Origin of the sequence: Maribacter sp. 4G9, from assembly GCF_002742265.1 — a bacterium.
Taxonomy (GTDB): Bacteria; Bacteroidota; Bacteroidia; order Flavobacteriales; family Flavobacteriaceae; genus Maribacter.
The window spans coordinates 23,003-33,618 of record NZ_MDGL01000096.1; the positions used below are offsets into that span (position 1 = coordinate 23,003).

Annotated in this window: 11 protein-coding genes and 1 pseudogene; 8 read left to right on the plus strand and 4 right to left on the minus strand. The window is 41.6% G+C overall.

Going from position 1 to position 10,616, the window contains the following annotated elements; all coding sequences use genetic code 11:
- Positions 1-7: 7 nt before the first annotated feature.
- From BFP75_RS10540 to bioD, 4 genes are all read left to right on the plus strand, one after another.
- Complete coding sequence (locus BFP75_RS10540) at positions 8-565, plus strand: hypothetical protein (protein WP_099545369.1); 558 nt, start codon at positions 8-10, stop codon at positions 563-565.
- A 111-nt stretch (positions 566-676) separates the two neighbouring features.
- On the plus strand, positions 677-1,768 hold the full coding sequence (locus tag BFP75_RS10545) for an 8-amino-7-oxononanoate synthase (protein ID WP_317044526.1): 1,092 nt from the start codon (positions 677-679) through the stop codon (positions 1,766-1,768).
- Between the two features lie 3 nt (positions 1,769-1,771).
- On the plus strand, positions 1,772-2,149 hold the full coding sequence (locus BFP75_RS10550) for a DUF2007 domain-containing protein (RefSeq protein ID WP_099545373.1): 378 nt from the start codon (positions 1,772-1,774) through the stop codon (positions 2,147-2,149).
- A 105-nt stretch (positions 2,150-2,254) separates the two neighbouring features.
- Complete coding sequence (bioD, locus tag BFP75_RS10555; protein ID WP_099545374.1) at positions 2,255-2,872, plus strand: dethiobiotin synthase; 618 nt, start codon at positions 2,255-2,257, stop codon at positions 2,870-2,872.
- A gap of 218 nt (positions 2,873-3,090) precedes the next feature.
- Here bioD and BFP75_RS10560 read toward each other — a convergent pair whose 3' ends face one another.
- Positions 3,091-4,581: an ArnT family glycosyltransferase gene (locus BFP75_RS10560; RefSeq protein WP_099545380.1), complete on the minus strand. Its 1,491-nt coding sequence runs from the start codon at positions 4,579-4,581 to the stop codon at positions 3,091-3,093.
- 62 nt (positions 4,582-4,643) lie between these two features.
- On the opposite strand from BFP75_RS10560, the gene bioA reads away from it, so the two are divergent.
- From bioA to BFP75_RS10580, 4 genes are all read left to right on the plus strand, one after another.
- Positions 4,644-5,918 carry an adenosylmethionine--8-amino-7-oxononanoate transaminase gene (bioA, locus tag BFP75_RS10565; protein WP_099545375.1) on the plus strand — a complete coding sequence of 425 codons (1,275 nt, stop codon included), beginning with the start codon at positions 4,644-4,646 and terminating at the stop codon, positions 5,916-5,918.
- Between the two features lie 8 nt (positions 5,919-5,926).
- Positions 5,927-7,123, plus strand: coding sequence for a beta-ketoacyl synthase N-terminal-like domain-containing protein (locus tag BFP75_RS10570; protein WP_099545381.1), 1,197 nt, complete (start codon positions 5,927-5,929; stop codon positions 7,121-7,123).
- A gap of 65 nt (positions 7,124-7,188) precedes the next feature.
- Positions 7,189-8,283: a biotin synthase BioB gene (gene bioB, locus BFP75_RS10575; RefSeq protein ID WP_099545376.1), complete on the plus strand. Its 1,095-nt coding sequence runs from the start codon at positions 7,189-7,191 to the stop codon at positions 8,281-8,283.
- Between the two features lie 78 nt (positions 8,284-8,361).
- Positions 8,362-9,228 carry a cupin-like domain-containing protein gene (locus BFP75_RS10580; RefSeq protein WP_410504084.1) on the plus strand — a complete coding sequence of 289 codons (867 nt, stop codon included), beginning with the start codon at positions 8,362-8,364 and terminating at the stop codon, positions 9,226-9,228.
- A 52-nt stretch (positions 9,229-9,280) separates the two neighbouring features.
- On the opposite strand, the gene BFP75_RS10585 is transcribed toward BFP75_RS10580, so the two are convergent.
- From BFP75_RS10585 to BFP75_RS10595, 3 genes and pseudogenes are all read right to left on the minus strand, one after another.
- The gene (locus tag BFP75_RS10585) at positions 9,281-9,751 is read right to left on the minus strand and encodes a regulatory protein RecX (protein ID WP_099545382.1); all 471 of its coding nucleotides are present in this window, start codon (positions 9,749-9,751) and stop codon (positions 9,281-9,283) included.
- On the minus strand, positions 9,751-10,329 hold the full coding sequence (locus BFP75_RS10590; RefSeq protein WP_099545378.1) for a PepSY domain-containing protein: 579 nt from the start codon (positions 10,327-10,329) through the stop codon (positions 9,751-9,753). The genes BFP75_RS10585 and BFP75_RS10590 overlap by 1 nt, the downstream gene beginning before the upstream one ends.
- Positions 10,330-10,443: 114 nt before the next feature.
- A pseudogene (locus BFP75_RS10595) lies at positions 10,444-10,616 on the minus strand (IS5 family transposase); the annotation flags it as partial.

Below are 10,616 nucleotides of genomic sequence, written 5' to 3' on the forward strand. Positions count from 1 at the left end.
AAATAACATGAAAAGCAATTTCTTTTTATTAATGCTCCTTTTGTTTTTTTACAGTTGTTATACCAACGATGAGGAAGGTTTTTCTTATATCCAAATAGAAGTTGAAAATGCCCTTGTGGTAGATAACCAAGGTAATTATATGGTTGGGGACACCCTGTTCGTCAATCTTAATTTTAGTAGATACTTACAGGAAGATGGCTACACCAATCTTTTGGATATATATAAAAGCACAGCTGCGGAACGCTTTAGTTATAGTCTAGACCTTGAAAAGTTTAGTACAATATCAAACGATTATATAAGAACTCCTATTGCTCCTGAAAATATTTATGCCGTCACAGGAGAGTTGCAAAATGAGTATGGTGAGGTGGTCGCCGTGTTAAACGAAAACCGTGATATTTATAGTTCTAGAATTGGCATAGTTCTTAAAGAATCCGGAAATTATAGGTTAAACTTTCAATATGTGACCATCAGACCTGAATATAAGCCAGATAAAATTTTTTTAGAGATTATTCCTAGGTTCCCTAATACCCTTGAGGAGGATTTTATTTTTACGGTTGCGGAATAATTATTTTTTGCTTCTATATTTTTTTAGGGGTAAAGACTATACATTTGGAACATGTCAATATTTCCAAAAAAACTTAGTCAAAAGCTTGAGAATCGTATAAAAGATGGTTCTTTGAGATGTCTCGCAGAGTCCACTTCGTTAGTAGATTTCTCTTCGAACGATTATCTTGGTTTTGCCAGGAACGAAAGCCTTTTCTCCAAGACTTTTCAGTTATTATTAAAGCATAATATCAGTGAGAACGGCGCTACAGGTTCCAGGTTATTGACCGGGAACCATATCCTGTTCCAAGAATTGGAATCCTTATTGGCGCAGACCCATAATGTTGAAAATGCCCTGGTGTTTAACTCGGGGTACGATGCCAACATAGGTTTTTTTGGATGTGTTCCGCAACGGGGCGACTTTGTTTTTTACGACGAACTTATTCATGCCAGTATCCGGGACGGATTACAACTGAGCCATGCCAAGAGCTATAAATTTGGACATAATAGCCTAAAGGATTTAAAGGAGAAAATAAAAAAAACTATTTCTGACAATGGTGATTCCGATGTTTATGTGGTTACGGAATCCGTATTCTCCATGGACGGTGATTCTCCAGATCTTAAACAATTGGCCAGTTTTTGTATCTCGGAAGGATATCATTTGATCGTGGACGAGGCGCATGCCGTTGGTGTTATGGGCAAACAAGGTCTTGGGTTGGTACAGGAGTTGGGATTGGAAAAGGCCCTCTTCGCAAGGATCGTTACCTTTGGAAAGGCCTTGGGCACCCAAGGTGCGGCCATACTTGGTAGCAATGCCCTAAGGGACTATCTCATAAATTTTTCCCGGAGTTTCATATATACTACGGCGTTGCCTCCACATGATATTGTCGGTATTTTATCTTCCTATGAGTTTCTTGCTGTTGAAGGAGGGGCGCAGCGCGACCAGCTTTTTGAAAATATTTCGTATTTCAAGGGTCAAGCGAAGAAACAGAAGTGGTCCGGTAACTTAATCGGAAGTGATTCGGCCATTCAATCCGTAATTATTCCTGGCAATGAAAAAGTCCGGAATATTTCCAAAAAATTGAGGGACGACGGTTTTGATGTGAAGGCCATCCTTTCTCCTACGGTTCCCGAAGGGAAGGAAAGAATGCGATTTTGTCTTCATAGTTTCAATTCTAAGGAAGAGATTGGTTTGGTGCTGCAATTATTGTCAAAATATATTTGATGCATGACGGACAAATTTTATCATGTTGCTTCTTTTGAATATGTGGCCGATGTTCAAATTTTAAAGGGAAAACTGGAATCAGAAGGCATCCCGGTTTTTCTTAGGGATGAGAACACCTTGAACTCCGACCCCCTAATAAGCAATGCCATTGGTGGGGTAAAGTTGCTGGTCTATGCCCAGGACAAGGAGCGGGCCTTGGAAATTTACAATGAAGTTAGGGCATATGCTTTGGACGATTTTGGCAATCCAGTAACCTGTCCCAATTGCAAGGCCAGAAAATCCGAAGTCTATTATAACAGGAAGGGGATTTTTTATAAACTTTTTCCTTTTTTTGAGAAAAGAAAATATAAGTGCCTAAATTGTGGCATGATAACTCGATAATCGAGATTAAATTAGTGAAGTGGTTTAAGGCTTTACTTAAAATAAAAATTATTTTCTAATACATTTCCTTTGTGCTTGCGCGGGAAGTGGTCAAATTTATTAAGCATGCAAAAGATTTTCGTTACAGGTATTTCTACGGGAGTGGGTAAAACGGTGGCTTCGGCCATCATAACCGAAGCCCTTCAGGCCGATTATTGGAAGCCCGTACAGTCAGGGGATCTGGACCAAACGGATAGCGATACGGTAAAAAATCTAATATCGAACGACAAAACAAGTATTTTGCCAAGCAGCTACGAGCTTACAGCTGCCATGAGTCCGCATGCCGCAGCAGAGATTGATGGGGTGAAAATAGACCGTTTCCATATTAATGAACCGGCTACGGATAGGAATTTGGTGATTGAAGGGGCCGGAGGCCTGTTGGTGCCCTTAAACGATGAGGATACTATGTTCGACATAATCATGCCGGAATATAAGGTGGTGGTGGTTTCCAAGCACTATTTGGGAAGTATCAACCATACCTTGTTGACCATTGGGTGGTTACAGAACAAGGGCTATGATGTTTCCGTATTGTTCAACGGAAAGGAAAATCCCCAAACGGAAAGGATCATATTATATAAAACGGGGGTTCCCCTAATTGGAAGAATTGACGAGGAGCCAAGGTTGGACAAAACCGTTGTGGCGCGCTATGCCGGAGAGTTCAGGCACATTTTGGAGAGTCTTTAAGATTGTTCATGGTTGCTGGTTTTTGGTTCTTCGTTGTTGGTTTATCTTTGTTCGTTAATGGTTCTAGTTCAACAACTTTCTCACTATCTCACTTTTTCACAGGACCACGAGTTCCTTTTTTGTCGTCAGTTTATAATTTTGCTAACCGCTAATTGCTCCCTGTTTACCTGTATCTGAAAACTGTTTACTGCAAACTGTTGACTGTTGACTGTTCACTGCTAATTGTTCTCTTTTCTCTGAAGTATCTCGGCCTTTTCCACGGTAGCCGCTACGGTATAATGTTTGGCCAAATAGGTGTCTATGTATTCATTCTCCTCCAATTCATCCCTGTCAAAAACAAGTCGCCCCTTACGTACTACCACGATTTTAGGCTTTATTTCCTCCATAATGTACCGGAGTTCCTCAAGTGAATTTTCCCTAGGGTTATCAAAAAATTGATAAAGTTCATCCCTGCAGATATTACTGGGGTGTGTAGCGGCCAAAGTTGGGGGCAATACCCCTAGGTTCCAATATCCTATATGGTATCCTAAAAAAAATATGTTATCGGTTTTTATTTTTTGTTCCGTGATGTATTTAGGAACCGAAAACCCTTCCCCATTAAAAAATGTGCCCCTTTCAAACTTGTTTTTGACAATATTGAAGTATTCCAAATAACTTTCCGTTGGAATCAGAAATAGCAGTAGGATAAAAAACCTAGGTATTCTTACTTTAAACCGATAGTATAATTGGTGAAGTACTATACCTAGGAATATTACTAACATGGGATGTATTTGAATCAAATAATGTCCATTTATCCTACCTCCCTTAAAAAAAGACACAAGAACGCCACAAAGGGTAACAAACAATAGGAGGGAAGTTCTGTCCTTGAACGAGATGACATCCCTTTTCCAACAATAAAATAGGAAGGTTCCAATTACAATAAAAGTGGGTGCCAATTTAAAAAAGGAAAACCTTCTTGCCTCGCTATATTCCAAAGGCGCTAGAACCACGGACTTCCACCAAACTTCAGATTGGTTGTTAAGGTAATAGGGAAGAATCGTCAAAATAACTATGAATAAGGTTCCAAGGCCAAAAGCAAGAACCCCCCAAAAGGTGATAGTTTTTTGTTTGCTAAAAAGTTCAAGGACCAAATAAATACCCAAAAAGAGCACCGGATAGGCCATATTCAATTTTACCATGATCGCAATCCCCATACTTAGACCTGCCAAGAGCAACCAAAAGGGACCTTTTTTTGAAAGGATCAAGTATAGTGAGGGTACAAAAAAAGCCATACATAGATGCTCTGACATGACCCCTTGTAAACTTCCAAATAAACTGAGCAGTACAACACAGAATATCCCGCTCCATAGTGCAACCTGAAAGGAGGTTATTCTAGATGCAATTTTATAGGTAAAAAAAGCCGTGGAGGCAACAAGTAGGGCCCCAATTAGCCTAATCGCGATAAAACTCTTTCCAAACACATAGACTATGGATGCAAAGAAGGCAAAGGTCAAAGGGGGCTTAAGATCCCACAATTGGGTATACGGTAAATGTCCGTCCACCCATGATTGTCCTAAAAGAATAAAAGTACTTTCGTCCCGATCTATATAATCCCTAAAGAAAAAGGGAAACCGGATAAAGAATGTAATTCCGGTAAGTAAAAGAAAAACGGCCCTATTATTTAATCGTGATTCTCCAAAAAGGCATTCCTTTATGATACTAAGTTTCATCAACAGGTTTAACTTTATTTCCCATCTTTGCAAGATAGATAAATTGTGGATTCTTGAATTCTATGAAAGGGAAAAATCTATCGGAACGCGATCAAAAGCACCTTTGGCATCCATTAACGCAACACAAAACGGCCGCTCCTCCCGTAGGTATTGTCAAGGCAGAGGGTGCCTTGTTTTGGGACGAGGCGGGCAACTCCTATATAGATGGCATCGCCTCCTGGTATACGTCCATGTATGGTCATGGGAATGAACACATTACGAAGGCCTTGTCGGAACAAATGAGCCAATTGGACTTTGTCATGTTCAGTGGGTTTACCCATGAGCCTGCCGTAAAGCTTTCCGAGGAGCTGATGGCTTTATTACCTCAAAACCAAGCCAAGGTTTTTTTCAACGATAACGGCTCCACAGCCGTGGAGGCAGCCATAAAAATGGCCTTGCAGTACCATCACAATCTGAATGATAAACGGGACACTCTGATCGCTTTCGAGGATGGCTTTCATGGCGACACTTTTGGGGCGATGAGTGCCTCCGGACTATCGGTTTACAATGGTCCTTTTGAAGATTTTTTACTAAAAGTAGAAAGGATTCCCGTTCCTCAAAGGGAAAATATGGAGGAAGTGCTTTCGCAACTGAATTCCATCCTATCGGGCAATAAATGTGCTGCCTTTGTATTCGAACCGTTGGTACAGGGTGCCGCAGGTATGAAGTTCCATTCCGCCGAAGGCCTGGACCTGCTCATCCAAAAGTGCCAGGAAAACGGTGTTCTTTGTATAGCTGATGAAGTAATGACAGGCTTTGGAAAGACAGGGGAGAACTTTGCCTCGGAAAACCTGCAACATCAACCTGATATCCTCTGCCTGAGCAAGGCCCTCACCGCCGGGATGTTCCCGTTGAGTATTACAAGTTGTACCCAAGAGGTATTCAATGCCTTTTTGAGCGAGGAAGTCTCCAACGGTTTTTTCCATGCCCATACCTACAGTGCCCATCCGCTAGGGTGTGCAGTAGCCTTGGCTGGTCTACAATTGTTGAATTCCACTGAAATTAGGGAGCGCAGAGCCTATATCGCGTCTGCCCACACTACTTTTGTCTCAAAGGTTTCAGGGCATCCCAAAGTTGTGAATGCGCGTTCCATGGGGGTAATATTGGCCATTGATTTGAACGTGGAAACGGAACGATATGGGAATCTGCGAAATCGATTGTATAGCTTTTTCATGGAACGAGGAGTCCTATTGAGACCTTTGGGAAACACCGTATACGTACTGCCACCTTATGTGATTACGAATGAACAGTTAAACAGTATATATGCTGCTATAACCGAACTTTTGGATAGTCTATAGCAATGGAAATGTCGACAGATAAAATATCAATAACAGCCATCTCCTCCATTTCCCCATTGGGAGTGACTTTGGAGGAAATCTGGGAGAATTATCAAAACACTGATCATCGTTTAACGCTCCAAGAGATAGATAAAGAACCTGTATGGACAGGTAGGTTAAGCCAAAATCTTCAACAGAAAATAACGGATTTAAAGGAATCCGATTCCAAATACCAACATTTGGACCATAGTGTCCTCTATGCTTTGTACACGGCAAGGAATGCCGTTGAAAGGGCGGGTTGGAAGTCATTGGAAAGGAGCAATAAAAATTTCGGTATCAACATTGGATCTTCTAGGGGAGCCACCGGTCTGTTCGAGCACTTCCATGAAGACTATTTAAAGCATAATAGAACACCTTCCCTTACTTCACCCACCACCACTTTGGGGAATATATCCTCTTGGGTGGCCCATGACCTAGGTACTGACGGACCCGAGTTTTCACATTCCATTACCTGTTCCACTGCTTTACATGCCTTGTTAAACGGTGTTGCTTGGATTCGAAGTGGTATGGCCGATAAGTTTTTGGTAGGAGGTAGTGAAGCTCCTTTGACCCCCTTCACTATAGCTCAGATGAAAGCTTTGAAAATTTATGCGTCTTCTAAAAATAGTTCGGTAACTGAACGCATTCGAAGCTATCCTTGTAGGGCCTTGGATGTTATGAAAAAGAAGAACAGCATGGTCTTGGGAGAAGGTGCTTCCTTAGCCTGTTTGGAGCGTGGTATCCTTCCAGGGACTTTGGGGGTCATTGAGGGCATAGGGTACGCTACCGAGCTTTTGGAACACAACGTATCCATTTCTGCCGATGCACGGTGTTTTCAAAAATCCATGGCAATGGCCTTGGAAAATACCCCCAAAGAAGAGGTCGATGTCATAGTAATGCATGCCCCGGGAACCCTAAAAGGGGATATTTCTGAATGGAACGCGATTAAAAAGATATTTTGTAACGATCTTCCTTTTCTAACTACCAATAAATGGAAAATAGGACACACTTTTGGGGCTTCGGGAATGTTGAATATTGAGATGGCCATTTTAATGTTGAGGTATCAAAAGGCTATTCAAGTTCCTTTTTATAAAAATACTGCAGCACCCAAAAATATTAAAAAGGTTTTGGTCAATGCCGTTGGATTTGGGGGTAATGCCGTGAGTATTTTACTGGCCAAAGTTTAGAATGTCCAATTATTTTATCTGAACTTATTCCGCTATTTTTGAAATTTACAAACAACTTTGATTTTATGAGCGTAGTACGACACGACTGGACCAAACAAGAAATCCTGGATATTTATAATAAACCTATGATGGAACTGCTGTACGAGGCTGCTTCGATTCATAGGGAACATCACGATCCAAACACGGTTCAAGTCTCTACGTTACTTTCCATAAAGACCGGAGGTTGCCCGGAAGATTGTGGATATTGTCCGCAGGCGGCAAGATACCATACGGATATTGAAGGCAACGATTTAATGACCCTTTCGCATGTGAAAGCCCAAGCACTCCGTGCCAAAGCTTCTGGTAGTTCCAGGGTTTGTATGGGTGCTGCATGGCGTAATGTGAAGGACGGTCCTGAATTCGATCAGGTTTTGGAAATGGTTCGCACCATCAATAAACTGGACATGGAAGTTTGCTGTACTTTGGGGATGCTTACGGAAAATCAGGCGCAACGTTTGGCGGAGGCCGGCCTTTATGCCTACAACCATAATTTGGACACTTCAGAGGATTATTACAAGGATATCATCTCAACCCGTGCGTTTCAGGACCGTTTGGACACTATAGACAATGTCCGCAAGAGCAATGTTACCGTATGTAGTGGTGGTATTATTGGAATGGGGGAAAAACTAGAAGATAGGGCCGGTATGCTCGTCGCATTGGCTTCCCTGAACCCCCAACCAGAATCGGTACCCATCAATGCTTTGGTAGCTGTGGAAGGAACCCCCATGGAGGATATTGAACCTATTGCCATCTGGGACATGATCCGTATGGTGGCTACGACCAGGATCGTAATGCCCGAAACGCAAGTTAGACTCTCCGCAGGACGCACCCAAATGAGTAGGGAAGGACAGGCCATGTGCTTCTTTGCCGGAGCCAATTCCATCTTTGCAGGCGATAAACTTCTAACAACTCCAAACCCCGATGTAAACGAGGATATGGAAATGTTCAGGCTCTTGGGGTTAAACCCACAAAAACCTTTTACAAAGATATCCCAGCCAAAGACGGTGGAGGCTTCCGATTCTAAATTCCAATCTTTGAACGAAAAGCCAAAATGGTCTAGACCGGGGCACACCATAGAACGAAATGAACTGGCCAAACAGAAGGCGAAATTGACAGACTAGCCCTACATTATCCCAATTTTAATAAGCTATTTTCCCTGTGTTGACTAAATTTGCGGCTTACTAAAAACCCAAATTGATTTGAAGTTAGCAGAAATTCCAAGGGTAGACACTATTACCAAGGAAGACTTTATAACCTATTATTTTAGGCCCCAAAAACCTGTTGTTATACAAAGGGGCATAAAGGACTGGCCCGCTTTTACGAAATGGAACCTGGACTATATGAAAGAGGTGGCAGGGGACAGGGAAGTGCCGCTGTACGACGATAGGCCCGTTCATCATGAGGACGGTTTTAACCAGCCCCATGCAAAAATGAAGATGGCGGATTATATTGAGCTACTACAGACCAAGCCCACAAAATACCGGATTTTTCTTTGGAATATATTAAAGGAGGTGCCAGAACTACAAGGGGATTTCTCCTATCCGGATTTTGGTATCAAACTATTGAAAGGACTTCCCATGTTGTTCTTTGGAGGTAAAGATGCCTACACCTTCATGCATTACGACATTGATTTGGGAAATATTTTTCATTTTCATTTTGAAGGTGAAAAGTATTGTATTCTTTTTCCGCAGTCAGAAACCAAGTATTTGTACAAGGTGCCCCATTCCTTGATTACCCATGAGCGAATCGATTTTTCGAACCCCGATTATGAAAAGTGGCCGGTTTTAAAACAGGCCAACGGGTATAAGACTGTATTAAGGCATGGTGAGGTATTGTATATGCCAGAAGGATATTGGCATTATATGAAGTATAATACCCCTGGTTTTTCCATGAGCTTGAGGGCCATTGCCAGAAACCCGAAGAACCTAGCCAAGGCACTATATAACGTATTGGTAATGCGTCATTTTGATGTTTTGATGCGTAAGATAAAAGGACAAAAGTGGATCGATCAAAAAAATGAAAGGGCCATTTCCAGGACAAATAAATTGAAAAATATAAGTAGGTAGAAGTTTGTAATCTGAGTCAATGGCCAATTAACAATAAGCTTGTCCAAAGGGCTCAACCAACTAGCTCATTTACCTTATCGTACACTAAATGACTTTCCCATCCACGGTATAGCAGGTAATCGGCAAGTTTTTTCTTTTTCTTCTGAACGTCCGTCTCCTTGATCTGTTGCAGTCTCTTTTTTGCAAGGGCATCAAAAGTATTCTGGTACTGGGTCCCTTCGATCTCCCTTAGTGCCGTTTGAATATTGAACCTTGAAATCTCCCTATGCCTCAACTCGGCTATAATACGCTGCTTGCCCCACTTTTTTATGTTGAACTTTCCCCTGGCAAAACTTTTGGCGAAACGTTCTTCGTTCAAATAGTTTTCCTTGATCAAATGGGATATAATGGTGTCAACGGCAATTGGAATCATGCCCATGTCCTGTAGTTTTTTAATGACCTCTTTATGGCATCGGTCTTGATATGCGCAGTACCCTTCCAATTTTCGGGTGGCTTCCTCGAGCGTGAAGGATTCTTTGGTCATTAGGAACTTTTTGCTATTCTTTTCATTCTTTTGGGCCCATACCAGAGCCAAAATCCTGTAATCGTGAAAACCAAAAGGGCCAAGCCCATAATGGACGTATAGATTAGTTTTATTTGACCGCTCGATGTCCCAATGTATCGGTCCAAAATGGAACCATCGTGCACTTGTTCTATAAAGTCGGACCTCCTTCGTTCAATTTTCAATAAGGCGCCTGTGGCACCATCCAGTTGGATACCGTAGAAATTGTCCACGAAGGTGAACTTTAAGATTCCTTTATCCGTCCGTACGTCAATTCTATCAATTTCAGGTGAGAAATCTGAGGATATGCTATCCCTAAAAATTGTTTGGGCGTTGGATTTCAATGTTTCCAAAGGAAGCCATTCCGATAAATCCGTGGAGGTACCTTTTTCCGTTTTTGCAAGGATGAGTCCATTACTGTTTTTTTTCCAACCCAAAAGAAGCCCTGTTATGGAAATAAATAAAAAAAAGAAGAATAGAAGTGCTCCTGTAGTACGGTGTATTTTCCTGAAAATACGAATGACTTTTGCCTGGTGCTGTCTTCTGTTATTTTTTGGCATTAAAGGGATTATTTTTTGTAGTCCCCAAAGGTAAGATACTCATAGATGTCTTAAAACACTTTAAGAATTATTTAGAAAAACCACTTGCACGAATGATCAACATAATGAAGTGGTTTAAACTTTTATTTTTTTCTTTTTCTTGAATTTTTTCAACGCTATCGCAATGAATGCCAAATAGTTGAATCCTTTCCAGCTTTCGGTGGTCGTATCGAACCTGTTGAGCAGGGAACGGTAGCTGTCCATCCATGCATTCGCCCTTTCCACGGCATATCTTTCATCGTATAGGT

Excerpts from the sequence above, each read along its gene's own strand:
- BFP75_RS10540 (WP_099545369.1), top strand. The coding sequence starts at position 8 with ATGAAAAGCAATTTCTTTTTATTAATGCTCCTTTTGTTTTTTTACAGT.
- BFP75_RS10550 (WP_099545373.1), top strand. The coding sequence starts at position 1,772 with ATGACGGACAAATTTTATCATGTTGCTTCTTTTGAATATGTGGCCGAT.
- bioD (WP_099545374.1), top strand. The coding sequence starts at position 2,255 with ATGCAAAAGATTTTCGTTACAGGTATTTCTACGGGAGTGGGTAAAACG.
- BFP75_RS10560 (WP_099545380.1), bottom strand. The coding sequence starts at position 4,581 with ATGAAACTTAGTATCATAAAGGAATGCCTTTTTGGAGAATCACGATTA.
- bioA (WP_099545375.1), top strand. The coding sequence starts at position 4,644 with ATGAAAGGGAAAAATCTATCGGAACGCGATCAAAAGCACCTTTGGCAT.
- BFP75_RS10570 (WP_099545381.1), top strand. The coding sequence starts at position 5,927 with ATGTCGACAGATAAAATATCAATAACAGCCATCTCCTCCATTTCCCCA.
- bioB (WP_099545376.1), top strand. The coding sequence starts at position 7,189 with ATGAGCGTAGTACGACACGACTGGACCAAACAAGAAATCCTGGATATT.
- BFP75_RS10585 (WP_099545382.1), bottom strand. The coding sequence starts at position 9,751 with ATGACCAAAGAATCCTTCACGCTCGAGGAAGCCACCCGAAAATTGGAA.
- BFP75_RS10590 (WP_099545378.1), bottom strand. The coding sequence starts at position 10,329 with ATGCCAAAAAATAACAGAAGACAGCACCAGGCAAAAGTCATTCGTATT.